The following is a 23352-nucleotide window of genomic DNA, read 5'->3' on the forward strand; positions in this document are numbered from 1 at the left end:
GCTGAGGAGGGGTCATGTCCCTGTTTTCGGAAGCCATCGGCGTCGTCGGCGCCATGGCAAGCGGCGATTCCTTTGAAATGAGCAGCGCGTTCAGGACCAATGGCGCCTGGCTTGCAGGCATCGTGTTCACCCTGCTCGGCGGGCTGTTCATCCTGATCGTTTACCGGGTGATCCCATTCCTCGAGCGGCATCTTGAACGCACGATCATGGTCTATGCCTATCTCGGGATCGCGGTGATCATCTTTGTCGAGGTGATCCGCCGTTTCGTGTTCTCGGTACAGGCGCCCTGGTCCACGACCTTTCCGCCAGTGCTGTTCCTGGTGATGACCTGGTTCGGCTGTGCCTGGAATATCAAGCTGCGCACGCATCTCGCGTTTACCGAATTTCGCAGCAACATGCCCCGCCCGATGCAGATGGCCTGTCTGTCGCTGGATGCGGTGCTGTGGCTGGGGTTTTGCGTCATCGTTGTCGTCACATCGTCGCGTATCACGGCGCAGTCGGCGGGCAATTTCCAGATCCTTGAGGGAACGGACAATTTCATGAAATGGTGGTTTCTGATCACAATGCCCATCGCGTTCCTGCTGATGTCGGCGCGGGTGTTGCAGAACTGGGCCGACGACTTGGCCAACTTCCGCACCGGGCGCCCCCTGATCGAGCCGGGTATCATCGGGGGGGATGCGTGATGACTGATGCAACCATCATAACGCTGATATCGGTCGGCGTGACCTTTCTGTTCATGCTGGGCGTGCCGGTGTTTCTGATCATCGGATACTGGGTGATCGGCACCACTTTCGTTCTGGGTCAGACGCTGGACAATGTGGGGGCCGAACTGTCGAATGTGTTCGTCAAGGGGTTTGCCCTGCTGGCGATGCCGTTGTTCATCCTGACCGGCGATCTGATCAACAAATCAGGTATCGCGCGGCGGCTTTCCGATTTCGCTTATTCCTGTCTTGGCTGGCTGCGCGGTGGTCTGGCCATGGCGGCGATTGGCGCCTGTGGGTTGTTCGCAGCGATTTCCGGATCCAACAGCGCAACCACCGCGACCATCGGATCAATGCTGCACCCCGAGATGGTCAAGGGCGGATACGACGAAAGATTTTCCGCGGCCACGGCAGCGGCAGGGGGAACAGTGGGTATCATTATCCCGCCATCGATCATCTTTATCGTTTACGGTTATCTGATGAACCTGTCGATTTCGGACCTGTTCATCGCCGGCATCCTGCCCGGTGCGCTGATGGTCTGGGCGATGATGTTCGCCTGCTGGATCGTCTGCTCGCTAAACGGCTGGGGCTATCTGATTCCGCTGCGTCTGGGTCGGGTGCTCAAAACCGCGTTCGGCGCATGGCTTGGGTTCTTTGCCATCGGGTTGGTGCTTTACGGTATCTATACCGGCAAGTTTTCCCCGACCGAGGCGGCGGCGGTGACGGTCGGGTTCTGCCTGATTGTCGGGCTGATCTCTTATCCGCTGAACCGGATGATGCACAACGATGCCGACACGCCCGTCGATCAAAAGGGGTATCGCGACATGGTCGTGGTCGAGGGGTTTAAACTGACCGAGGTGCCAAGCATCGTCATGCGCTCGGCCCAGATCACCGGCATCCTTGCGCCGCTGATCGGGATTTCGGTGGTGATGCAGCAAAACCTGTCGCTACTTGGTGCGCAGGAGGTGATCGGCAATTTCGTAACGTCGATGGGCGGGTACTATGCGGTTCTGTTCACCTCGATGGCGATTGTGTTCGTGGCCGGGATGATCCTTGAATCTCTGCCGGTGACGATCATCCTTGCGCCGATCCTGGCACCTGTAGCGGCCAGCGTGGGCGTCGACCCGGTGCATTTCGCGGTGATTTTCCTTGTCGGCGCGTCGATCGGATTCATCACGCCGCCCTATGGTCTGAACCTATATGTCGCCAGCGGGGTGACCGGAGTGCCCTATTTCAGACTGCTGAAATACACCGTGCCCTATCTGGTCGCGTTGATTGCCGTTTGGTTGCTTGTCGCGTTGACACCATCACTTGCGTTGATGCTATTGCCGAACTGACTCCGCCCACCGGCGGCTGATGCCAAACCCGAAAGCAGAGTGATGTCCGAAGACCCGGCGGCTGAAACAGGCCAGATCCCGACCAATTTGCGGCTTTTGCTGCTGCTGGAAGAACTGGCGCGTGTCGGCAAACCGGTCAGCCCGGCGGATCTTGGGCTGGCGCTGGGCCTGCCCAAGCCGACGGTGCACCGTCTGCTGAACACCGCCGAGTCCGAAGGGTTCGTCCAACGCGATCTTGACGGGCGGTCCTTTGGTCCGGGTCGGCGGCTGCGGCGGCTGTCGGTGAACACGCTGTCATCGCTGAATGTGCGCACGGCGCGCGTCGCTATCCTGACGGCTGTGGCCGAAAAGATCGGCGAAACCTGCAACATCGCCACCCCCGACCGTGAAGCGATGCGATATCTCGACCGGGTGGAAACCAAATGGCCGCTGCGCATCCAACTGCCGATCGGCACACAGGTGCCGTTTCACTGCACCGCCAGCGGCAAGATGTATCTCAGTTCGCTGAAGCCAAGTTTCCTTGACCGGTATCTGGCCGCTGCCGTGCTGAACGCCCGGACACAGCACAGCCTGACCGAGCCTGCGGCCCTGAAATCCGAGTTGGAACAGGTGCGCCACAACGGGTTTTCCACAGATAACGAGGAATTCATGGAAGGTATGGTGGCGATCGCGGTTCCGATCCTGGACGATCAGGAACGGGTTCTTGCCACCCTGTCCGTGCATTCTCCGGTGCAGCGTCAAGATCTTTCGGCGTTGCAGACGCATCTGCCGCTGTTGCAAAAAGCTGCGCTGGATCTTTCGGCGCTGCTTTTGGACTAGCCCGCCGATCCCCGACACCGCGCTGAAATGGGGGCTTTTGTTTCCCCGTGCGGTACCACATGATCGGCTCCGACAACGAAAATCCGGGAAGGAACCTGCATGAAAACCGTATTGTTCACCGCTGCTGCGATTGCGCTGGCGATGCCCGCGCTGGCCGAAACGCGCATCACTTACAAGTCGGCCAAGGCTGGCACCGCCTATTATCAGATGGGCGTTGAAATCGCCGAAGCGATGAAGGCTGGCACCGGCGGCGACGTGATCGTCACGCTGGAAGAAAGTCAGGGGTCGGTGCAAAACGTGATGGAGGTGCGGGCACGCGGCGCGGACTATGTTTTCACCACGCCGCCCGCTCTGATTGGTTCGGCACAGGCAGCCAGCGGCCCGTTTGCCGACAAGGGCGATCCGGCCTTTGACGGTATTCGCGCGCTGTTTCCGATTCCGTCGCTGACCATGCATTTCATCATGTCCGCCGACAGCGGTGTCACCACGCTTGACGGGCTGGAGGGCAAGACGATCCTTCTGGGGGCTGGCAGTTTTGGCGCCACCGAGGGTGAAAAATACGTCGAGCTGTTCGGGCTGACCGACAAGGTGAAAATTGCTGACAGCGAGTTGTCGAATGCTGTCGCCGCGCTGAAGAATGGTCAGATCGACGGGTTCGTCACCGCAGGCAGCTATCCCGCGCCAAACGTGATCGAAGCGGCGGCCAGCATGCCGGTCACGCTGATTTCGATGACCGATGAACAGGTGACGGCGACCAAGCGCACGCCTGTCGTGATTCCGGCTGGCACCTATCCGGGACAGGACACGGACGTGGCCACCACATCGCTGCCTGTCGTCGCCTATGCGACCGACAAGATGGACGACGACACCGCCTATCTGATGACGAAAACGTTCTGGGAGCAGAAAGACATGCTCTCCACGACCTCGCCTTGGTGGGGGGCCGTCAGCAGCGGCATGTTGTCGACAATCACGACGGCGATCCACCCCGGCGCCGTGCGGTACTATGACGAAATCGGCGTGAGCCTGAGCGATTCGCAAAAATAGGCACGCGATTCTGCGGGGTGTCAGTTTGTGCGCCCCGCAGGACTGTTTGCATGGCCAATTGTCCCGATTGGCGGGGCAGGGCGTGGCGAAAATGTCCCTTTCCGGCATCAACGCCCCGTGATCCTGCGCAGAAATGGGAACTTTTGGACACTCGATGGCTTGCCAGTCACATGGATTATGAGAAAATTCAGCGCAATGGTCCGGTGTATTTTGCACCCTTAACGGCCGCGCCCTGTCTGGAAGGAAAATTACCGCCATGCTGACCCGTCGCAATCTGCTGCAATCCGGGGCCGCAGTCGGCCTGTTGGGCGCCACGCCCCTGACGGCCCAGACCGTGCCTGACTATCCCGTTCCGCCGCAATACGAACCGCGCATTGTTCAACTGCGCGTCAATCTGGCGCCGGGTGAAATCCACGTCATGCCCGATGAATTTGCCCTGTACTGGACTCTGCCCGATCTACAGGCGATCCGGTACACAGTCGGAATCGGCCGTGTGGGATTGTACGAGCCCGGCGAGTTCGTTGTTGGCGCGAAGAAAGAATTTCCAAGCTGGAAGCCGACCCCCGACATGGTCAAACGCAGCCCCGACCAATACGCCAGATATGAAAAGGATGGCATTCCGGGCGGGTTGACCAACCCACTGGGTGCGCGGGCGTTGTATCTGTTCTCACCGGGACGCGGCGATACTTTCCTGCGGATCCATGGCACGCACCTGCCCAACACCATCGCTCGCGCCGTCAGCAATGGTTGTGCGCGTCTGGTCAACGATCAGATCGTCGATCTCTACAATCGCGTGCCGATGCAGTCGCGCATCGTGTTGTACCCTCGTATGGGGCCGAACGCGTCTTCGGCGCAGGGCTGACGCTGTCGCAATCGTGACTGTCCGGGATTGGTTCGCGCCTCTAGGGTGTGTGCCAATCCTGGAGGTATCCCCATGCAACGCATTCTGCCGACTGTTCTGATGACTTTCGCCCTGGCGCTTCCGGTTGGGGCGCAATCGGTCATCGCCCGCGACGGATGGGTCGTGATCGATACCGACAAACCCTTTGCCACTCTGCTTGACGATACCAAGGCAGCGGTCACTGCCAATGGGTTTGGCGTGGTCACACAGGCCGGACCGACCGCTGCAGCCCGGAAACGCGGCATCGATATCCCAGAAAACCAGGTCATCGGCGTTTTCAACAACAAATTTGCCGTCCGCATCCTCAACCTGTCGGTGCCGGCGATGATCGAAGCGCCGGTGCGTTTCTATCTGACCGAGGACGATGACGGGACCGCCACCCTGTCCTGGAAGACGCCAAGCTTTGTCTTTGCGCCCTATTTTGACGAAGCAGACGCCGATCTGAAGGCTGCGGCAGGCGAACTTGACGCCGCCTTCCAAAAGATCGCGCAGGCCGCCTCCAACTGACTGGTCAGCCGACCGTGGACCATTTGCATGATCGGCTTCGCCGTCCGGTGGTGCCCTGCTGCGGGCTGTCTGCTAATATGCGGTGCGTCCGGCGGCGCAGGCTTGACCGCCGCGCGCGCGCCCGACACCATGTCCGCCGCCGTGATAGACCGGCAATGAAAAATTAACGACAGATTTAAAGGGGCAGGCATGGCTGGGGCATTGGACGGGTTGAAGGTTCTGGATTTGACGCGGATTCTCGCGGGGCCGACCTCTACGCAGCTCTTGGGTGATCTTGGCGCCGAAGTGATCAAGATCGAAAACCCCTCGACCGGCGGCGATGACACCCGCGCCTGGGGTCCGCCCTTTATCGCCGATGCCGCTGGCAATCAGACCGATCTGTCGGCCTATTTTATGTGCGCCAATCGCAATAAACTGTCAGTCGCAGTGGATATCGCCACGCCAGAAGGGCAAGAAACGATCCGCGCCCTGGCCGCGCAATCCGACGTGATGATCGAGAATTTCAAACCCGGCGGGCTGGCAAAATACGGTCTGGATCATGCGACGATCTGTGCCGAGCATCCGCGGTTGGTGTATTGCTCGATCTCGGGCTATGGGCAGACGGGGCCAAATGCGGCCAAGCCCGGCTATGATCTGATGGCGCAGGGGTATGGCGGCATCATGTCCCTCACCGGGGTCAGCGACGGCGAGCCGATGAAAGTGGGCGTGGGCATCGCCGATGTGATGTGCGGCATGTATGCGACCGTCGGCATCCTTGCCGCATTGCGCCACCGTGACGCCACCGGGCAGGGGCAGCATATCGATATCTCGCTGGTCGACAGTCAGATCGCTTGGTTGATCAACGAGGGGGTGAATTACCTCGCCTCGGGCGATGTGCCCCAGCGGCGCGGCAATGCCCACCCGAATATCGTTCCCTATCAGGTATTTGCCGCCAGTGACGGGCATCTGTTGGTGGCCGTCGGCAATGATCGCCAGTTTGCGCGGTTCTGCGACTATCTCGATCAGTCGGGGCTTAGCGCCGATCCGCGATATGCCACCAATCCCGCCCGATTGGCGAACCGTGACAGCCTGATTGCCACGCTGGCACCGCTGCTGGCTGCACGTCCCATGGCAGATATCATCGTCGGACTTGAGGCCCGCAAGGTGCCTGTGGGGCCAGTACAGACATTGGATCAGGTGTTCGCATCCGATCAGGTGGCAGCGCGCGGCATGGTGGCACAGGTGGCGTCCGATCATGCAGCGGCGGGCCATGTGCGGCTGATCGGCAACCCGCTGAAAATGTCGGCCAGTCCAGTGAGTTATCGCCGGGGGCCGCCACGCTTTGGACAGGATACCGAAACCGTATTGGCACGGCTTAAAAAACCGCTCTGACGGAACCCCTGCCGCAGAAGACTGTAACATGGACGTGATGCGGAACCTGGAAAATCGGCAAAACCGGTGACTCCGGGCGATATTTTCCGGCTTTCCGATCACATGACTTCACAGAGGTGTCATACACCTCTCTGTGACGATGGTTTTGCCCCATGTTTCGTTAGGCAGGGTCAACAGCACCAGAAAACGGCGGAACAGCTTATGACGCAAGATATTTTTGGCCAACCCATCAGTCTTGATGCGGGTCCGGCTCTGGACAGCTGGAACGCGATGCAACTTGCCTTTATGGCGCATTCTGCCGCCACGCCCACCCATCTGGCCGCAACCCTGAGTGCTGCGCCCGGTTTCGCGCTGGCCCACGCCGTAAAGGGCATGTTCCATATCCTGTTGGGGCGGCGCGAATTTATCGCCACGGCGGCTGAAGCAGCGGAGATGGCCCGTGCCGCACTCGCCATAGCGCCCGCCACCCAGCGGGAAATTGCGCTGGTCGGCGCGCTGGACGACTGGCTTGCGGGCCGGGTGCGTGAAACGCTGGCCACCTTCGAAAGGCTGCTGGCCGCAAACCCCGGCGATACTCTGGTGGTGAAGCTGGATCATGCGCTGCGCTTTGTGCTGGGCGACAGCCCGGGCATGCGGCGGATGATCGAACAGGCGTTGCCTGCACATGGGGACGATCATCCGGGACGGGGGTATGTCTTGGGCTGTCATGCCTTTGCGCTCGAGGAAACCGGCGCGTTTGAGCTGGCCCATTCGACGGGGCACAGGGCGTTGAAGCTGTGTCCAGACGACGCCTGGGGGCTACATGCGGTTGCCCATGTCCATGACATGACGGCGGATGCACAGGGCGGGCTTGACTGGTTGGCAGGGCGCGAGGGGGCCTGGGCGCATTGCAACAACTTTCGCTTTCACGTCTGGTGGCACAAGGCGTTGATGCACCTTGATCTTGGCCAGACCGATGCGGTGCTGGCGCTGTACGATGATGAAATTCGCAAGGAAAAGACCGACGATTACCGCGACATATCCAACGCCACGTCGCTGTTGATGCGGCTGGAACTGGACGGGGTGAAGGTTGGCGACCGTTGGGGCGAACTCGCGGACCTGTCCGAGGATCGTACCGAAGACGGCTGTCTGATCTTTGCCGATCTGCACTATATGCTGGCGCTGGTCAGCGATGACCGGACCGATGCCGTGACGACGTTGATGGGGCGGTTACACCGCGACGCGCGCGCCCAATCCAGCTATATGCACCGGGCGATGGCACAGCCCGGATTGTCTGCGGCGGCGGGGCTGGTGGCCTTTGGTGACGGGAAATACGACATCGCGTTCCTGAACCTTGCCCGTGCCCGCAAGACGATGCAGCAGGCTGGCGGCAGCCATGCACAGCGCGATGTGTTCGAACGGCTGACCATCGACAGCGCTATCCGGTCGGGGTTTCTGGACGAGGCCGAAACCATTCTGACCGATCGCACTGCGCATCGGGCGGGCCGCGAAGACGGATATGCGGCGGTCCGCCGCCAACTCATCGCCAGAGGCCGCGATGCCGCTTGCGCAGGACGCGTTCCGGCTGAATAAGCGGCACGAACGGAAAACCGGTATGGTCATGGAATCAACGACAGATCTTGCGGCATATGGCCGAGCCAGCACGACGCGGGCTCGGCCCGCCGCAGGTGTGACTGCACGCGATCCGCGGCTCGATTTCTATCGCGGCATCGCCATGCTGATCATTCTGGCGGCGCATACGCCCAACAACTTTTTCTCAAGCTGGATCCCCGGCCGTTGGGGGTTTTCCGACGCGACCGAGATCTTCGTCTTTTGCTCAGGCATGGCCAGCGCGATTGCCTTTGGGGGCAGTTTCGACCGGCGCGGCTGGTTCCTTGGCACCGCGCGGGTGGCCCAGCGGGTCTGGCAGGTCTATTGGGCGCATATCGCGCTGTTTGTCGCCACAGCGGCGATGCTGGCGGCGATCGACCTGCTGGGCGGGTTTGATAAGCAATATATCGGATCGCTGAACCTGTGGAAATTCTTTGCCGATCCCGCAGTGCCTTTGGTGGGGCTGTTGACGCTGACCTATGTGCCGAATTATTTCGACATCCTGCCGATGTATATGGTGATTCTGGCGATGCTGCCGGTGGTGATGGCGCTGGCGCGGGTGCATGTCTGGCTGGTGTTCGCCGTGTCCCTGGCGGTTTGGCTGGCGGCGCAATCGGCGCTTTTGGGCTGGTTCGGGTTCAGGGATGCGGGAATAAACTTCTCGGCAGAACCGTGGTCAACGCGCGAATGGTTCTTCAATCCTTTCGCTTGGCAGTTGATCTTTTTCACCGGTTTTTTCCTGATGCGCGGCTGGATCCCGGCGCCGCCGGTGCGTGCCTGGCTGGTTGTTCTGGCGGCGGCGGTGGTGATCGGCTTTGTGTTCCTGTCCGCAATCGGATTCCGGCTGTTCCAGTGGGAGCCGGTTCAGACGGCCTTTGTCGCAATGACCGGGTGCAGCGAAACCGGGTTCGGCGCGTGCAACCCGGTGTTTGACTGGCGGCAGGGCTTTGCCGGATGGTATGACAAGACCGATTTCGGCATCCTGCGCTTTGTGCATTTTCTGGCTCTTGCCTATCTCGCATGGGTGGTGGCCGGTCCGCATGGCCGCCGTCTGCGCCCGGTGGGTGACGGTGCGGCGACCCGTGTCTGGCGCGGTTTTGTCGCGATGATCACCAAGGTCGGGCAGCAATCACTGGCGGTCTTTCTGTTCTCGATGTTTTTCGCCCGCTTCTCCGGTTTTGTAATGGACCAGATCGGCAGAAACGTCTGGAACATGACCGCCGCCAACCTTATCGGCTTTGCGCTGTTGATCGGTCTCGCTTACGGCGTGTCCTGGTTCAAGCGTCAGCCCTGGAAAGTATCGGCCACCGGATGACCCTGAACCGACGCACCTTTATCGCGACCCTTGCCGCCTTGTCGGCGGCACCCGCCGTGGCCCGCGACGAACTTGTGGTGTCCGAGACACCTTTTTCGCGCGAGTGGCTGGTGGCCGAGGCCGAACGGCTGGCGAAATCCCCCCATGTCCCGGCACCGGATGTGCCCGAGGCATGGCGCAATCTGACCTATGACCAGTACAAATCGATCTGGTTCAATTCGCAAAAGGCGATCTGGGCAGACGAGGCGCGTGCGCTGCAGCTCGATCTGTTTGCAGCCGGTCTGTTTTTCAAACACCCGGTCGAGGTTTCGATCGTCGAGAGCGGTGTGGCGCGCACCCTGGGATTTGACATCTCGCTGTTCGACAAGACCGACAAGTTTCCCGATTTGCCGGTTGAAGACATGGGGTATTCCGGCATCCGTCTGCGGGCCGAATTGCACAAGCGCGGAATATTCGAGGAATTCATGGTGTTTCAGGGCGCCAGCTATTTCCGGATGATCGGCAACGGCCAGACCTATGGATTGTCGGCGCGCGGGCTTGCCCTGCGCACCGGTGACGATGCCGGAGAAGAGTTTCCCGAGTTCACCCGGTTCTGGATCGAAACTGCCCCAGCCGGGGCCGAGACATTCACGGTTCACGCCTTGCTCGACGGGCCTTCGGTCTGTGGTGCCTATACCTTTGTCATCACCCCCGGCATGCCTGCCCGGGTCGAAGTGGCGGTCACCCTGTTTGCCCGTGTCGCATTGGACCATGTCGGTCTTGCGCCCCTGACCAGCATGTTTCTGTTCGATGAAACCAACCGCCACCGGTTCGACGATTTCCGCCCCGCCGTGCACGACAGCGAGGGATTGTTGATTCACAACGGCAACGGCGAAGTGCTCTGGCGGGCGCTGGCCAACCCCGCCGCGCTGCAATTTTCCAGCTTTGTCGACGATAACCCCAAGGGGTTCGGTCTGATGCAAAGAAACCGCCGGGCCGAGGATTACGCCGACCTTGAGGCACAGTACGAAAAACGTCCGTCTTTGTGGATCATTCCGCGTGGCGACTGGGGGCCGGGAACTGTGCGGCTGGTTGAAATTCCGGCTGACCGCGAAATATATGACAATATCGTCGCGTATTGGTTGCCGCATGCGCAGTATGCCGCCGCATCGCGGCATGATTTTGCCTATGGGATGGAGTGGGGTGATAACCCGACCGATCTGCCTGACGTGGCAAAGGTCACCAATACGCGGATCGGCAAAGGGTTCGATCAGCTAAAAACCGTTGTGACGATTGACTTTGCCGATCACCCGGGCATCGCAGGCGACCTGAAGGATCTGGTCGTTCGGCTTGGTGGCCGGAATGATCTGGAGCCAGCTGTCGTGCAGCGAAACCCGGGAACCGGCGGTGTCCGGGTGGCGTTATCGTTGCAACCGGGAGAGGAACGCGCCATCGAGTTGCGCGCTCAGATATTTCGGGATGGAACCCCTGTCAGCGAAGTGTGGCTTTATCGATGGACGGCGTAACAAATTTTCAGAGCCGGGGCCGGATGCCGCCGCTCAATCCTCTCTACCGCCCGATTCAGGCGCTGGATCGGCCCTATGGCGGACCCGACCGTCCGAATGTGCGTGTGCGCTCCCGTGCGGCACTGTGGCGTCTGGCGACATTCGTACCGGCGGTCCTGACCACAATGGGTCTGATTGCCGCCTTTACCGACTGGTTCGCCATGGGCGGTCTGTCGGTGTTTGAATGTGTGGTGATCGCGCTGATCGCGTTTACCTTCTTCTGGATTGCACTCTCGGTCAGCACGGCCAGTCTTGGCGTTGCCACGCTGCTGTGGCTGCGCCGCTACCCCGCGTCGGAGTCACAGGACGATGTGCGCGGGATGAGCGTGGCTCTGCTGATCCCGATCTATAACGAATCCCCCGCCGATGTGTTCGGTAATGCCGCTGCGATGATCGACGCCCTGCAGGACGAACCGCACCGGCACCATTTTTCGCTGTTCGTGCTGTCCGACACCCGGGACGAAGAGATCGCCCTGCAGGAACTGCGCGCTTTTCACGCCCTGCGCGCCACACTGCCTGCCGGCACCGGAGTGTTTTACCGTCGCCGCGAGACCAACACCGACAAAAAGGTCGGCAACCTTGCCGACTGGATGGAAAACTGGGGCGGCAGCCACGAGGCGATGCTGGTGCTGGACGCCGACAGCCTGATGAGCGGGCGCGCCATTGTCGCGCTGGCCGATGCCCTGTCCGACGATCCGTCCGCTGGATTGATCCAGTCGTTTCCCATGCTGTTCGGTGCGACAACGTTGTTTGGCCGTATTCAGCAGTTTTCCAACCGGATTTATGGCTCTGCACTTGCCGAAGGGTTGGCCCGGTGGACCGACCGCGAGGGCAATTATTGGGGTCATAACGCCATTATCCGGTCCTCTGCCTTTGCCGCCTGTGCGGGATTGCCGCGTGTCAGGCTGAAGAACGGCGAGGAACGGCTGATCCTCAGCCATGACTTTATCGAGGCCGGGCTGCTGCGTCGTGCCGGATGGTCGGTGCGGTTCCTGCCGCGGATCGAGGGCAGCTATGAAGAGGTGCCGCCGACCCTGATCGACTATGTCTTGCGCGACCGTCGCTGGTGTCAAGGCAACCTGCAACACCTGCGTCTTCTGGCGTCGCGCGGGTTTCATACCGTTTCGCGGTTTCATCTGGTCAGCGGTGCCATGGGATACCTGATGTCACCTGCTTGGTTGGCGTTGCTGGTGGTCTGGGCGCTGGTCGGGCAGGGCAATGACGGCAATGTCTTCCAGTATTTCGAAGGCTTCGATCCTCAGGTGCGTTGGCCAGAAATGTCGACGTTCAAGGGCATTTCGATGCTGACCTTCATGTATGCCATGCTTTTGGCGCCGAAATTGATGAGCGCGGGCGCGATCCACCGTGTCGGCATCCCTCTGCGCGATCTGGGCGGGGCGCGGCAATTCGTGCTGTCGGTTCTGGCGGAAATCGCTTTGTCGGTTGCCTATGCTCCGGTGCTGATGGTGCAGCAATCCGTCGCGGTTCTGCGCACGGCTGCGGGCATAAGCGAAACCTGGTCCCCGCAGGCGCGGCGTGGCGGGGTCTATGGCTGGCCCACGCTTTTCAAGTTTCACGCGCTTGAGACGGTACTGGGCGCGCTGCTGCTGGTTGGAATGGGCTTGGGCGTTGTCACGCTTTGGCTGATGCCCATCGTGCTGTCGCTGGTGATGGCGGTGCCGCTGTCACGGCTCAGCGGCGTCAACCTGTCCACGCGGCGCTGGACCGCGCGCCAGCTGGCCACGCCCGAGATGTGCAACACCCCCCGCATCATCCGCAGGGCCATGGCCGAGCGTCGTCGCTTTGCCAGACTGCTGGCCACGCCCGAGAGAATGGCGGCGGAATAGGCGACAGATTAAGCGGGATGACTTTTCGCAGAGGCAGTCCGTTCAAAAGTCGCCCGATTCCGGGGCGAATTTAGGCTCCTTCCAAAGTCATCTCGCCTTAGAGCGTGTTGCGTTTTACCAGATTCATGCATTCAAGCGCCGGGATGAGGCAGCGTTTAACTCACAATGCGTTCATCCCGGCACTTGAATGCAATTGAACGCAACACGCCTTAATTCAGCGTCTCGAACCAGTTGAGCGCCAGTGTGGCCCAGCCTTTGGGGATGCCATGCGTCCCGGGATGCAGGGCGAATTCCAGCGCCGTGCCGGGGGCGCAGTCCTCCCAGCGGCGAATCCAGAAATTGCCAATCGTGTCAAAGGCATCGGGGCGCATCATGTCGCAGCCGTTCTCTGCCCGCCAGATCACCATGGCGTTCCACACATCGCCCTGTTTGATCGCGCCGCCACCCAGTGGCCGACCCTCCAGCGGGACAGTGGTATCGCGCCAGCCGTGCGTGTGCAGCAGGCGCACCGGCCCGGCACAATCCGTCGGGTGCGGTCGCCAGAAACTGCCCGCCACCGGGGCATAGGCGGCAAAGGCGCCGGGATCTTCACAAGCGATATAGCTGGTCATTGATCCGCCGATGGAAAATCCCGCAAGCAGGATCGCGTTGCGGTCCACGCCGAACCTTGTGGCGGCGTCATCGGCCACCTGTTTCAGAAACGCCAGTTCGTCGCGTTGTTTCGGGCGGTCGGGGTGAAACGACCAGCCGGTTGAAAACCGTCCGGGGCGCTCCATGCCATCGGGGCCAATCAGCGCATAACCGCGTGACAGGATCGTGTCCGACATGCCGGTGTTGCGGATCGCGCCGATCCCCTTGCCGCCCGCACCATGCAGAAACATCACGGCAGGCACGTCGCCGGACGCGCCGTCGGGCAGGGCAATGTGATAGGTGCCCAGGGGCACGCGGCAAGGCTCGGGGGCGTCAAGGCACCCGGCCATGGCAGGCCCAACCGACAGTGCGAACAATGCGAGGGCGGCGCGGATCATGACCGGTCCACCGGCAGGTCCCGCGCCAGCCATCCCGGCCCGGCAGCCGAGCCCAGCATGCCTTCGGGCACATCAATGATCCTTGTGAACCCTGCGTCGCGCAGCAAGTTGCCCAGCCGCGCCGACCGCACCCCCCGGGCACAGATCAGGGCAATCGGTGCATCACGGTTGCCGTTCACCGTTTCGGACAGGGCGGCGATGAAATCGTCGCGGCGCAGGTCCATCCGCGCAGCACCTGCCGGGCTGCCGGTTTTCACCCATTCGTCGGGGCGGCGGATGTCGATCATGGTGATTTCGCCTTCTGTGGCCATGCGGTACGCTTCGGGGGCGCTCAGCGTTTCTCCGGCAAAGTCTTCGGTGATCGCGGCATAGAATTGGCTGCGCCCGTCCAGCACGAGATAGGCGGTGCCCAGAGCGGCCAGACCGCCGAAGACACCGACAAGCAACCAGCGGCGGATCGGTTTGTCCACTTTATCCCGCCGCTTTCAGCCGGGCGCGCAGGATATCGCCCGCTTGCTCGACGCTCAGGATCGGCGGAAGCAGGCTCAGCACCTCGCCCGTGGGGGACAACAGATAGATAAAACTGCCGTGGGAAAAGATCGGGCCGTATTGCGGATCGTCGAAAATATGTTCGAACTCGACCTGAAACGCGTCATAGGCCACCTGCAAAGCCTCGGGGGTGCCGGTCAGGCCGATGAAATCGGGATGCAGGTATTCCAGCGGCGGGCCGATGGTTTCAACGGTGTCCCGCGCCGGATCAACGGTGATCAGCACGGGGCGCACCGGCATTCCCGCCGCGCCCATATCGGTGGCAATCTCGGCCATCAGGGGCAGGGCGACGGAACATATCTGCTGACAGTTGGCATAGCCGAAGAACAGCAGTTGCGGCCAACCGTCGGGATCAGATTGCGAGTGCTGCGCGCCGGATTGATCGGTCAGGGTGAACGCGCCGCCCACATCGAAGGGCAGACCTGCGGCGAAAGATGCGCCGCCAAGAGACAACGCGCCGATAACTGTGGCGGTGCGGATCATTCGAACAACAACTCCTTGATGTCCTTGTCCGTCTCGAGGCCCAATCCGAAATATCCATCCTTGGCGATTGCGGCTTTCACGCGCGGGTCACGTCGATACCACGGGCCTTTGCCCGCAGCCTCGGGGTTTTTCTCGGCCCAAACCTTGGTCCAACTGTCGGCTTTGGTCCATTCCGCGTCGCCCACTTTGCGGATCAGTTGCACCTGATAAATGTTGACCGCCCCCAGATCGGGATCGTCGATCAGCAACCCGTCAACCTCGACCTCGGCACCACAGAACGGCAGCAGTTCGGCAACCGCACCGTTGAATGCAGCCTGACTGTTCTTGTTGGGCAGTACCAGAACATCGTCGGCGGCGCGGACCAGACCCAGTTGCCGATCTCCACCGCCGCAATTCTCGGGGCAATCACCGGTTAACTCACAGAGCACATCCACGACCTGCGCCTGAAACAGCGCCGGCTGTTCGGCGTAGAGGTTCCAGGATTTCGCATGACTGCCCTCCGAGAAATCCTGCGCCACTGCAGGCGTGGCGAGAACCAAAAGTGCGGGGATCAGCTGTCTCATGGAGATCATCGCTCGCCCTCCGGAACCGCAAAGGGGGGAACCGGGCCGTAATCCTCGTGGTTCTGCACGGTGATCCCGTCGTCTGTCACCACATTTTCCACGACCAGATAATTCAGCCCATCGCGTTCATACAGCATTCCGTCGGCTTCGATTCGGTGACTGGCCAGCTTCAGTTGCGTGTCGCCCCCGGCGCTGTCAGCACTGCCTTCGATCTTGAGCACCATATAGACGGTGCCGTCTTCGGCCAGCAGCCCCACGGGAATGCCGCCCGCCGAACACCACAGGGCGCAGGTGTGATGCGCGCTGCCGACAACCGCATCAGGCCCGCCCATTACGCCTGAGAAATAGCACCATGTATCAATGATTTCACCGGTGACCTGAATACGGGTGCCCTCAGCCGCCATACCCGCGCCCGCAAGCGCGATCAATCCGCCTGCAAGGGAAATGGCTCGCAACATCAGCGTTCTCCTGTCTGCGGGTGGATGATGGTTCAGACTGGCACAGGTCAGCCATTCGGGGAACCATGTTTTACCTAGGATAAAGCAGGTGTGAACGGGTCGAGGTGAGGTGCCTCTGTTGGCCTTGCCGCGTCAGGCGGTTTGCGGTCGCAGCCCCAGAATTTCGCGTGCCTGCTGCCATGTGGCCACCGGGCGCGAATATTGCTCGCATACCGCGACCGTGCGGCGCACCAGCGCGGCATTGGACGCGGCAAGGGTGTCGCGGTCCAGCCGCACGTTATCCTCAAGCCCGGTGCGTGCGTGGCCGCCTTGGGAAATCGCCCAGTCGTTCAGCACGGCCTGATTGGCGCCGATCCCGGCAGCGCACCATGGCGCATCTGGTCCAAACAGCCGCCGCACGGTCGCGAGATAGAAATCGAACACATGGCGGTCGGCGGGCATGGCATTTTTCACCCCCATGACGAATTGGACATAGGGCGTGTCGCGGATCTGGCCGTTACGGTACATTTCGCCGGCCTTGAGGATATGGCTCAGATCGAAGGCCTCGATCTCGGGCTTTACATCGTGGGTCAGCATTTCGGCGGCCAGCCAATCCACCAGAGCGGGCGGATTTTCATAGACGCGCGTGGGAAAGTTGTTCGATCCGACGGCAAGGGATGCCATATCAGGGCGCAGGGGCAGCATCCCGCCCCGCTCGGGTCCCGCACCTGACCGCCCACCGGTCGACAGTTGAATGATCATTCCGGGGCAGTGTTCTGCGATCCCCTCCATCAGGCGGGCGAACTTTTCGGGGTCGGATGTGGGGGTCTGGTCATCGTTGCGCACATGGGCATGAACGATGCTGGCCCCGGCCTCGAACGCCGCATGGGTCGATTCCACCTGTTCGGAAATCGTGGTCGGCACGGCGGGATTGTCGGCCTTGGTCGGAACCGATCCGGTAATCGCGACGCAGATGATGCATGGTGTGGTCATGGGTAACCCTTCAGCTATCGAAAATGATGGTTTCCTGCGAGCCTTGCAGGTGGATATGCGCCGGGCGCCAGTCGTTCATGCCGTTGGGCCAGGGATAAGGGCCGGGTTGCACCGTGCGGAATTCAGAACCACCATCGTCGCCGGGGATCACCCGCCCACAGCCACCGAAATTCGGATCGAGCGGTGCCAGATCGCTTTCCTTGCGATGGTGGGACCGGTCGCGCGGGATGTATCCGTCGGGTTGTGCCGTCTTGCTCATAGCTCGATCCCCATGTCGCGAAACGTCTCTTTCGCCAGTTTGATGGCATGGTTGGCCTTGGGAACCCCGGCATAGACCGCCACATGCAGGAACGCCTGCAAAATCTCATCCGGGGTGGCGCCGGTGTTCTGGCTGGCGCGTATATGCATCGGGATCTCGTCGAAATTTCCCGTCGCGGCAAGCAGCGCCAGCGTCAGCAGCGACCGGTCGCGGTGTGAAATCGTATCGTCGGCCCATACCGTGCCCCATGCACCTTCGGTGATCAATTGCTGAAACGGCGCGTCAAACGGGGTTTTCGCCGCCTCGGCGCGGTCGACATGGGCATCGCCCAGCACCGCGCGGCGCACGGCCATTCCGGCCTCGTATCGTTCTGACATGCAACTGCTCCTGTTATTGGCGGAATGTTTCTGCACTGGCGCGGCCCGTCAATAGGGGAGCCCGACATAGTTTTCGGCCATCGCCCTTTACGCCACCTCATTGGTGCGCAGAAATTCAAGCTCGGCGGGCTGCATTTTCAGATCGAACGGCGTCTGATCGGGAAACCGGTACAAGAGCGATGAGAACCACCACGAGAACCGCTCGGCCATCCAGACCCGTTTCAGCGCCTGTCGGGAGTATTGTTCGATCGCCGCAAAGCTGTTGTTCTCATAGAAATCCCGCAGGGCATTGTACAGGTAATGCACGTCCAACGCGGCTGTGTTCTCGCGTGCCGCGTACAGGTCACGAGTTACCTTTGTCTGGCCATAGACCATCACCGGCTTGCCAGTGGGATGCGCGAAATCAATCCGGAACGTTTCTTCGCCAAAGGCAATCAGCGTCCCGGCATGGGTGTACCCCTTGGCGTGCATCCTGTCGCCGCAACCTGCCTGCTCCAACAGGGTGACCAGCCCCTGTTCCAGAACCCCGGCGCGGATTCGCCCGACAACATATTCCTTGGTCTTGCGCTCCAGAACCACGCTGTCGATCCCGCGCCTGTGCAGAAGCTGCGAGAGCAAAAGTCGGGATGGCCCGCCACCGATGATGGCAACCTGTGTCTTCATCGATCCCTCTCGATCCCGCGGTTTCACTGTGGATGACGGATACGCCTGACGGCAACCGTTTGCATCTGTCCGACCCGTCTAACGTCCGCGAATGCGTGGATCCAGCGCGTCGCGCAGCCCGTCGCCGATGTAATTCACTGACAGCACGCTCAGCGATATCGCCAGACCGGGCCACATCACCCGTTCGGGATACTGCTGCAGGTAATCGGTCGAATCAAACAGCAGCCGCCCCCAGGTGGGAAAATCCGAAGGAAACCCGAGCCCAAGAAACGACAAGGCGCTTTCCGTGATGATCGCGTTGGCGATGCCCAGTGTCGCGCTGACCAGGATGGGGGACATCACATTGGGCAGGATATGGCGCGTGATCATCCGCCGGTCGGGTGTGCCGATGCTGCGCGCGGCCAGCACGAACTCACGCTCTTTGATCGCCAGAACATCGCCACGCACGATCCGCGCCGTCTGCATCCAGCTTGTCATCCCGATCACCGCGACGATGAGAATGAAAATCCCGGTTTCCGGCCCGAACGCCGACCGCAGCGTATCGCGAAACAGCATGATGACCACCAGCAGCAGCGGCAGCAACGGCAGCGCAAGGAACAGGTCGGTTAGCCGCATCAACAGCCCGTCGAGTCGTCGAAAATATCCGGCCAGAACGCCGATGAGTGTGCCCAGAAACAGCGAGAGCGCCATTGCCATCAGACCGACCGCAACACTGGTCTGTCCGCCCGAGATCATCCGCGCCAGCGTGTCGCGGCCCAGTTGATCGGTGCCGAACGGATGCGCAAGGCTGGGTCCGGCGTTGCGGGCGGGGATATCGATGTATTTTGGGTCAATGTCCCAGAGCAGCGGGCCGACGCCGACCGCCAGCAACATGAGCATGAAGAAACCTAAACCCGCCACCGCCCCTTTGTGGCGGCGGAACTGATCCCAGACCTCCAGCCATTGATTGCGCGGCAGCGCCGAAAGCCCGGCGGGTTGCGCCGGGCCGACTGCGTTGTGGATCACCGGGGCGGTTTTGGGGCGGGTTACGGGGTCAGTCATAGCGGATCCTTGGGTCAAGGACGCCATAGAGAATGTCTGCGATCAGATTGAACACCACGATCAGGACGGCGAAAATAAAGGTCAGCGTTTGGACCATGGGCAGATCGTTGGCCTGAATCGAAGTGATCAGCAGTTGCCCGATCCCGTTCACCTTGAACACCTGTTCCGTGATGATCGCCCCGCCAAAGATGCCCGGCACCCCCATTGCGATCACGGTGACGACCGGGATCATCGAATTGCGCAGGACATGCACCATGACCACGACGGATTCCGACATTCCTTTGGCCCGGGCGGTCCGGACATAATCCTGATTGAGGTTGTCGAGCATCGACGCGCGCATGAAACGGCTGATCTGCGCCGTGGTCTGCAACGCCAGAACCATGACGGGCATGATCATCTGCTTTAGCTGCACCTTGAAGCTGGCCCAGTCATTCACGACATGGGTGGTGTCATAAATCGACGGCAACCAGCCCAGTTTGACCGAGAAGATCACGATCAGCAGCACACCGGAAAAGAACGGCGGCACGGAATAACCGACCATCGAAACGAAGGTGCCCGCCTGATCGAAGACTGAGTATTGCCGATAGGCCGAGTAGATGCCGATCGGGAGCGCGATCAGCACCCCCACGACATAGGACAGCCCAACCACCCACAGGGTCTGGGGCAGGCGCTGATAGATGATGTCCATCACCGGGCTGCGGGTTTGCCATGAGATCACCCGCAACTTGCCCTCGGCAAAACCGGTGCCAAAGATGTGGTCAACAGTGTTCAACGGTTCGATCCAGAAGAACTGGATCAGCCATTTGGCAAACCGGATATAGCCCGGTTCACCCAGCCCCAGCGCCAGCCGCATCTTTTCCTTGACCTCGGGCGGGACGGTCAATGGCACCTGCGCCATCGGGTCGCCGGGTGACAAGTCCAGCAGCAGGAAGATCACCAGCGCGATGAACAGCAGGGTTGGCACCGATATCAGCAAGCGCCTGAAGGTGAAGATCAGCATGGGCGCCTCGTGTCAGGGTCGCGGAGCGGGGGCGGGCGCAGTGCCGGCCGCCCCCCGGGGGTGCGTCGCGGCAGCCCGCCACACCCCGGCGCGCAGCATTGTCCGCCACACCCCGTGCGCATCGGAAAAACCCGACACGCCCGGCGTGCATCACTTGACGCGATACCAGTCAGCGACGTTCCATAGTTCTGAGTCCCAGGTGTTCAGGATAACCCCGCCCAGAGAATTGGAATGCGCCGAAACCCGGCCCCGGTCGACCAGCGGAAGAACAATATCGGTGTCTTTGGTGATCATATCATTCAACCGTTTGGCGATGCGGCCGCGTTCGTTCAGATCTCCTGTGCGACCCAATTCGGCGATCAGTTCGTCATAGGCCGGATCGCAGAACCGGTTGATGTTTTCACCCTGCCATTGGCTTTCGGGGCCGGGGATCTTTTCGCAGGTATAGGCGGCCAGATAGGCCTCGGGGTCGGTACCGTCGAAGTTGTTGGCGAACAGTCCAACGTCGCCATAGAACTTTTGGAATGTGTCGGGCGAACCCGGATCGCCGCCGAAATAGACCGATCCGTCGATCGCGCGCAGTTCGGTTTCCACACCGATATCGCTCCACCACTGTTTGATCAGGGCCTGAAAATCCTGCCGCACCGCGTTGACCGAGGTTTGGAATAGCAACGACAGTTTCTTGCCGTCCTTGTCGCGGATGCCATCGCCGTCACTGTCTGTCCACCCGGCCTCGTCCAGCAACGCCTTGGCACGTTCGACGTCCTGAGGCATGCAATCGGTGTTGTCCGAGGCATACATCGCAGGCGCGGGCACCACATTGCAGGTGGCGCGCCCGGCCTGACCATAGCCGATCTCGACCAACAAATCGCGGTCGATGGCAATGCTCAGAGCTTTGCGCACACGGCCATCCGACAGGATCGGGTGCGGATGCGTGAGGGTCGAACGCTCGCCCTCGGGCAGGTCGGCAGAGGGATCGGTCAGGTTTATCTCAATCCGTTCAACCAGTGTGCCGAACGCGGAAACCGGCGTGCCCTTGCCCGCCGCCGCCATGTTGGCAATCACTTCGGGGGCAAGCAACAGGTTCCATGCATAGTCGTATTCGCCGGTTTCCAGTACCGCACGCCCCGCCGCAGCTGAATCGCCGCCGCCCTTCAGGGTCAGCGTGGCAAAGGCCGGTTTTGACGGATCGCGATAGTGCGGATTCGCCTCCATGGTGATCACATCGTTCGGGCGGAATTCCTTGACGGTAAAGGGACCGGTGCCGATTGGGTTGAAGTTTGCATCGGTACATTCGGGCGCGCGGGCACCCATGCATTCGGCAAACTGTGCGGCCTGAAGGATCGGCGACTGGCCGCCCATGAACGGCAGATAGGGGTTCGGCTTGGGTTCCTTGAACGTTACCTTGACGGTCAGTTCGTCCAGCGCTTCGACGGTTTCGACACCTTCGAATTTGGCAAGTTGGGCACAGCCGCCATCGGGGTCCATGCAATATTCGGCGGTGAATACCACATCCGCCGAGGTGAAGGCCGTACCGTCGGACCATTTCAGATCTGGCTTGATCTGCCATGTGATGCTGGTCAGGTCTTCGCTCACGCCGCCATTGGCAATCGTCGGGATCTCGGCCGCCAGAAACGCCACAGGGTTGCCCTCCTGATCGTAGCGGCCCAGCGGTTCAAGAACCAGCGATGCCGCCTCGGCGTCCTTTGTGCCGCCCGACAGGAACGGGTTCATGATCGACGGCGCCTGCCAATAGATGATCTTGACCTCACCATCGCGGCCACGCTCGCCTGTTTGGGTTTCGGCATCGGCCATCGTCGGGGCGACGATCGGGACGACGAACGGGGCAAGCGCCGCAATGGCGACAGCACCCCGAAGGGCTGTTCTCAATTTCACAATAGGCTCCCTTGTTGGTTGTTCTTCGGCTCGGTCAATAAATGGCAGGCCACGAAACGCCCGGGCTCCACCTCGCGGAATTCGGGGTCGATGGTGGTGCAGATGTCCATCACCTGCGGGCAACGGGTGCAAAAGTTGCATCCCTCGGGTGGGTGTGCAGGAGACGGCACATCGCCGGTCAGGATCATGCGATTCCGGCGCGCGGCCAGTACCGGATCGGGCTCGGGCACCGCCGAAAGCAGCGCACGGGTATAGGGGTGCCTTGGGTCGGAGTAGAGCGATTCACGCGGGGCCAGCTCGACGATCCGCCCAAGATACATCACCGCCACCCGGTCAGCGATATGGCGTACCATGGACAGGTCGTGACTGATGAACAAATAGGTCAGACCTAGCCGGTCCTGTAAATCCTCAAGCAGGTTCACCACCTGCGCCTGAATTGAAACATCCAGTGCGGCAATGGGTTCGTCGCAAACGATGAACTGCGGGTTCAGGGCGAGAGCCCGCGCAATGCCGATCCGCTGACGCTGCCCGCCGGAAAATTCGTGCGGATAGCGGTTGGCGAAATCGTGGTTCAACCCGACCTGATCCATCAATTCGTGAATCCGTGCCAGCCTCTCGGTTTTGTCGAGTCTGGTGTGTTCCTTCAGCGGCTCGCCAATGATCGAGGCGACCGTCATGCGCGGGTTCAGCGACGCCAGAGGATCCTGAAACACCATCTGCATGGCGGGGCGCAGTTTGCGCAACTGGTCGGGGGTGGCCTCGGCGATGTTCGTGCCGCCGATATGGACCGATCCGCCGGTCAGTTCATAGAGCCGCAGGATCGCCCGCCCACACGTCGTCTTGCCGCAGCCCGATTCACCGACAAGCCCAAGGGTTTCGCCCCGGTGGATATCGAAGGTCACACCGTCGACAGCCTTTATGGCGCCCACCCGGCGTTGCAGCAAACCGCCATGGACCGGGAAGTGCATGGTCAGGTTGCGAACCTGCACCAGAGGCGGGGGTGGTTCAGCCAAGGTATCGACCATGGCGCGCTCCTCGCTTCCTTGCAGTTGCTCCTCGCGGGGCGGGCTTGCGCGATGAGGGACGC

23 protein-coding genes and 1 pseudogene are annotated in these 23352 nt (G+C 61.0%); 11 read left to right on the top strand and 13 right to left on the bottom strand.

Translation table 11 applies throughout. The features are described from left to right. Positions 1 to 14 precede the first annotated feature (14 nt). The 11 genes from FQ320_RS13875 to mdoH all read left to right on the top strand — a co-directional run bounded on the left by FQ320_RS13875 (position 15) and on the right by mdoH (position 12976). Positions 15 to 683, top strand: a complete 669-nt coding sequence (locus tag FQ320_RS13875) for a TRAP transporter small permease (RefSeq protein WP_148473224.1) — start codon at positions 15 to 17, stop codon at positions 681 to 683. Beyond that, a complete protein-coding gene (locus FQ320_RS13880; RefSeq protein ID WP_148473226.1) occupies positions 683 to 2038 on the top strand; it encodes a TRAP transporter large permease in 1356 nt (451 codons plus the stop codon). Before FQ320_RS13875 ends, FQ320_RS13880 begins: the two co-directional genes overlap by 1 nt. Before the next feature lie 42 nt (positions 2039 to 2080). Continuing rightward, positions 2081 to 2857 (top strand): IclR family transcriptional regulator, encoded by a 777-nt coding sequence (locus FQ320_RS13885; protein WP_148473228.1) that lies wholly within the window; start codon positions 2081 to 2083, stop codon positions 2855 to 2857. A 99-nt stretch (positions 2858 to 2956) separates the two neighbouring features. Beyond that, positions 2957 to 3901 (top strand): TAXI family TRAP transporter solute-binding subunit, encoded by a 945-nt coding sequence (locus FQ320_RS13890; protein ID WP_148473229.1) that lies wholly within the window; start codon positions 2957 to 2959, stop codon positions 3899 to 3901. A 259-nt stretch (positions 3902 to 4160) separates the two neighbouring features. Next, entirely contained in the window at positions 4161 to 4763 is a 603-nt protein-coding gene (locus tag FQ320_RS13895; RefSeq protein WP_370513068.1) for a L,D-transpeptidase, read from the top strand. A gap of 72 nt (positions 4764 to 4835) precedes the next feature. Continuing rightward, a complete protein-coding gene (locus tag FQ320_RS13900; protein ID WP_148473232.1) occupies positions 4836 to 5309 on the top strand; it encodes a DUF302 domain-containing protein in 474 nt (157 codons plus the stop codon). A 189-nt stretch (positions 5310 to 5498) separates the two neighbouring features. Then, positions 5499 to 6680 (top strand): CaiB/BaiF CoA-transferase family protein, encoded by a 1182-nt coding sequence (locus tag FQ320_RS13905; RefSeq protein WP_148473234.1) that lies wholly within the window; start codon positions 5499 to 5501, stop codon positions 6678 to 6680. A gap of 201 nt (positions 6681 to 6881) precedes the next feature. Continuing rightward, positions 6882 to 8252, top strand: coding sequence for a tetratricopeptide repeat protein (locus tag FQ320_RS13910; protein ID WP_148473235.1), 1371 nt, complete (start codon positions 6882 to 6884; stop codon positions 8250 to 8252). Positions 8253 to 8280: 28 nt separating this feature from the next. Further along, entirely contained in the window at positions 8281 to 9585 is a 1305-nt protein-coding gene (locus FQ320_RS13915) for an OpgC family protein (RefSeq protein ID WP_148473237.1), read from the top strand. After that, a complete protein-coding gene (locus tag FQ320_RS13920) occupies positions 9582 to 11090 on the top strand; it encodes a glucan biosynthesis protein (protein ID WP_148473238.1) in 1509 nt (502 codons plus the stop codon). The genes FQ320_RS13915 and FQ320_RS13920 overlap by 4 nt, the downstream gene beginning before the upstream one ends. Then, positions 11078 to 12976 (top strand): glucans biosynthesis glucosyltransferase MdoH, encoded by a 1899-nt coding sequence (gene mdoH, locus FQ320_RS13925; protein ID WP_255509505.1) that lies wholly within the window; start codon positions 11078 to 11080, stop codon positions 12974 to 12976. The genes FQ320_RS13920 and mdoH overlap by 13 nt, the downstream gene beginning before the upstream one ends. Before the next feature lie 209 nt (positions 12977 to 13185). On the opposite strand, the gene FQ320_RS13930 is transcribed toward mdoH, so the two are convergent. The 13 genes and pseudogenes from FQ320_RS13930 to FQ320_RS13990 form a co-directional block, all read right to left on the bottom strand. After that, positions 13186 to 14004 (bottom strand): PHB depolymerase family esterase, encoded by an 819-nt coding sequence (locus tag FQ320_RS13930; protein ID WP_255509506.1) that lies wholly within the window; start codon positions 14002 to 14004, stop codon positions 13186 to 13188. Next, positions 14001 to 14474 carry a rhodanese-like domain-containing protein gene (locus FQ320_RS13935; protein WP_148473242.1) on the bottom strand — a complete coding sequence of 158 codons (474 nt, stop codon included), beginning with the start codon at positions 14472 to 14474 and terminating at the stop codon, positions 14001 to 14003. The genes FQ320_RS13930 and FQ320_RS13935 overlap by 4 nt, the downstream gene beginning before the upstream one ends. Position 14475: 1 nt before the next feature. After that, positions 14476 to 15036: an SCO family protein gene (locus FQ320_RS13940; RefSeq protein ID WP_148473244.1), complete on the bottom strand. Its 561-nt coding sequence runs from the start codon at positions 15034 to 15036 to the stop codon at positions 14476 to 14478. Beyond that, positions 15033 to 15599 (bottom strand): hypothetical protein, encoded by a 567-nt coding sequence (locus tag FQ320_RS13945; protein ID WP_148473377.1) that lies wholly within the window; start codon positions 15597 to 15599, stop codon positions 15033 to 15035. Before FQ320_RS13945 ends, FQ320_RS13940 begins: the two co-directional genes overlap by 4 nt. 5 nt (positions 15600 to 15604) lie before the next feature. Then, complete coding sequence (locus FQ320_RS13950; protein ID WP_148473246.1) at positions 15605 to 16057, bottom strand: hypothetical protein; 453 nt, start codon at positions 16055 to 16057, stop codon at positions 15605 to 15607. A 132-nt stretch (positions 16058 to 16189) separates the two neighbouring features. Then, positions 16190 to 17029, bottom strand: a complete 840-nt coding sequence (locus FQ320_RS13955) for a 3-keto-5-aminohexanoate cleavage protein (RefSeq protein ID WP_148473248.1) — start codon at positions 17027 to 17029, stop codon at positions 16190 to 16192. Between the two features lie 49 nt (positions 17030 to 17078). Beyond that, positions 17079 to 17246 (bottom strand): annotated as a pseudogene (locus FQ320_RS13960) (protocatechuate 3,4-dioxygenase subunit beta); the annotation flags it as partial. 38 nt (positions 17247 to 17284) lie between these two features. Next, positions 17285 to 17665 (bottom strand): 4-carboxymuconolactone decarboxylase, encoded by a 381-nt coding sequence (gene pcaC / locus FQ320_RS13965; RefSeq protein WP_148473250.1) that lies wholly within the window; start codon positions 17663 to 17665, stop codon positions 17285 to 17287. A gap of 87 nt (positions 17666 to 17752) precedes the next feature. Then, positions 17753 to 18328 (bottom strand): FAD-dependent monooxygenase, encoded by a 576-nt coding sequence (locus FQ320_RS13970; protein WP_148473252.1) that lies wholly within the window; start codon positions 18326 to 18328, stop codon positions 17753 to 17755. Positions 18329 to 18406: 78 nt separating this feature from the next. Beyond that, entirely contained in the window at positions 18407 to 19369 is a 963-nt protein-coding gene (locus FQ320_RS13975) for an ABC transporter permease (RefSeq protein WP_148473254.1), read from the bottom strand. Next, positions 19362 to 20369 (bottom strand): ABC transporter permease, encoded by a 1008-nt coding sequence (locus tag FQ320_RS13980; RefSeq protein ID WP_148473256.1) that lies wholly within the window; start codon positions 20367 to 20369, stop codon positions 19362 to 19364. Before FQ320_RS13980 ends, FQ320_RS13975 begins: the two co-directional genes overlap by 8 nt. A 150-nt stretch (positions 20370 to 20519) precedes the next feature. Then, a complete protein-coding gene (locus FQ320_RS13985) occupies positions 20520 to 22265 on the bottom strand; it encodes a peptide ABC transporter substrate-binding protein (RefSeq protein ID WP_148473258.1) in 1746 nt (581 codons plus the stop codon). Beyond that, positions 22262 to 23290, bottom strand: a complete 1029-nt coding sequence (locus FQ320_RS13990; protein WP_148473260.1) for an ABC transporter ATP-binding protein — start codon at positions 23288 to 23290, stop codon at positions 22262 to 22264. Before FQ320_RS13990 ends, FQ320_RS13985 begins: the two co-directional genes overlap by 4 nt. Positions 23291 to 23352: the final 62 nt, after the last annotated feature.

The sequence above is a fragment of the Oceaniovalibus sp. ACAM 378 genome (assembly GCF_008085915.1).
Taxonomy (GTDB): Bacteria; Pseudomonadota; Alphaproteobacteria; order Rhodobacterales; family Rhodobacteraceae; genus Oceaniglobus.

Bases quoted from the DNA above. Each gene is read 5' to 3' on its own strand.
- FQ320_RS13920 (WP_148473238.1), top strand. From the start codon at position 9,582: ATGACCCTGAACCGACGCACCTTTATCGCGACCCTTGCCGCCTTGTCG.
- FQ320_RS13910 (WP_148473235.1), top strand. From the start codon at position 6,882: ATGACGCAAGATATTTTTGGCCAACCCATCAGTCTTGATGCGGGTCCG.
- FQ320_RS13890 (WP_148473229.1), top strand. From the start codon at position 2,957: ATGAAAACCGTATTGTTCACCGCTGCTGCGATTGCGCTGGCGATGCCC.
- FQ320_RS13955 (WP_148473248.1), bottom strand. From the start codon at position 17,029: ATGACCACACCATGCATCATCTGCGTCGCGATTACCGGATCGGTTCCG.
- FQ320_RS13945 (WP_148473377.1), bottom strand. From the start codon at position 15,599: ATGAGACAGCTGATCCCCGCACTTTTGGTTCTCGCCACGCCTGCAGTG.
- FQ320_RS13875 (WP_148473224.1), top strand. From the start codon at position 15: ATGTCCCTGTTTTCGGAAGCCATCGGCGTCGTCGGCGCCATGGCAAGC.
- FQ320_RS13900 (WP_148473232.1), top strand. From the start codon at position 4,836: ATGCAACGCATTCTGCCGACTGTTCTGATGACTTTCGCCCTGGCGCTT.
- FQ320_RS13885 (WP_148473228.1), top strand. From the start codon at position 2,081: ATGTCCGAAGACCCGGCGGCTGAAACAGGCCAGATCCCGACCAATTTG.
- mdoH (WP_255509505.1), top strand. From the start codon at position 11,078: ATGGACGGCGTAACAAATTTTCAGAGCCGGGGCCGGATGCCGCCGCTC.
- FQ320_RS13940 (WP_148473244.1), bottom strand. From the start codon at position 15,036: ATGATCCGCACCGCCACAGTTATCGGCGCGTTGTCTCTTGGCGGCGCA.
- pcaC (WP_148473250.1), bottom strand. From the start codon at position 17,665: ATGTCAGAACGATACGAGGCCGGAATGGCCGTGCGCCGCGCGGTGCTG.
- FQ320_RS13970 (WP_148473252.1), bottom strand. From the start codon at position 18,328: ATGAAGACACAGGTTGCCATCATCGGTGGCGGGCCATCCCGACTTTTG.
- FQ320_RS13905 (WP_148473234.1), top strand. From the start codon at position 5,499: ATGGCTGGGGCATTGGACGGGTTGAAGGTTCTGGATTTGACGCGGATT.
- FQ320_RS13880 (WP_148473226.1), top strand. From the start codon at position 683: ATGACTGATGCAACCATCATAACGCTGATATCGGTCGGCGTGACCTTT.
- FQ320_RS13915 (WP_148473237.1), top strand. From the start codon at position 8,281: ATGGAATCAACGACAGATCTTGCGGCATATGGCCGAGCCAGCACGACG.
- FQ320_RS13950 (WP_148473246.1), bottom strand. From the start codon at position 16,057: ATGTTGCGAGCCATTTCCCTTGCAGGCGGATTGATCGCGCTTGCGGGC.
- FQ320_RS13930 (WP_255509506.1), bottom strand. From the start codon at position 14,004: ATGATCCGCGCCGCCCTCGCATTGTTCGCACTGTCGGTTGGGCCTGCC.
- FQ320_RS13990 (WP_148473260.1), bottom strand. From the start codon at position 23,290: ATGGTCGATACCTTGGCTGAACCACCCCCGCCTCTGGTGCAGGTTCGC.
- FQ320_RS13975 (WP_148473254.1), bottom strand. From the start codon at position 19,369: ATGACTGACCCCGTAACCCGCCCCAAAACCGCCCCGGTGATCCACAAC.
- FQ320_RS13980 (WP_148473256.1), bottom strand. From the start codon at position 20,369: ATGCTGATCTTCACCTTCAGGCGCTTGCTGATATCGGTGCCAACCCTG.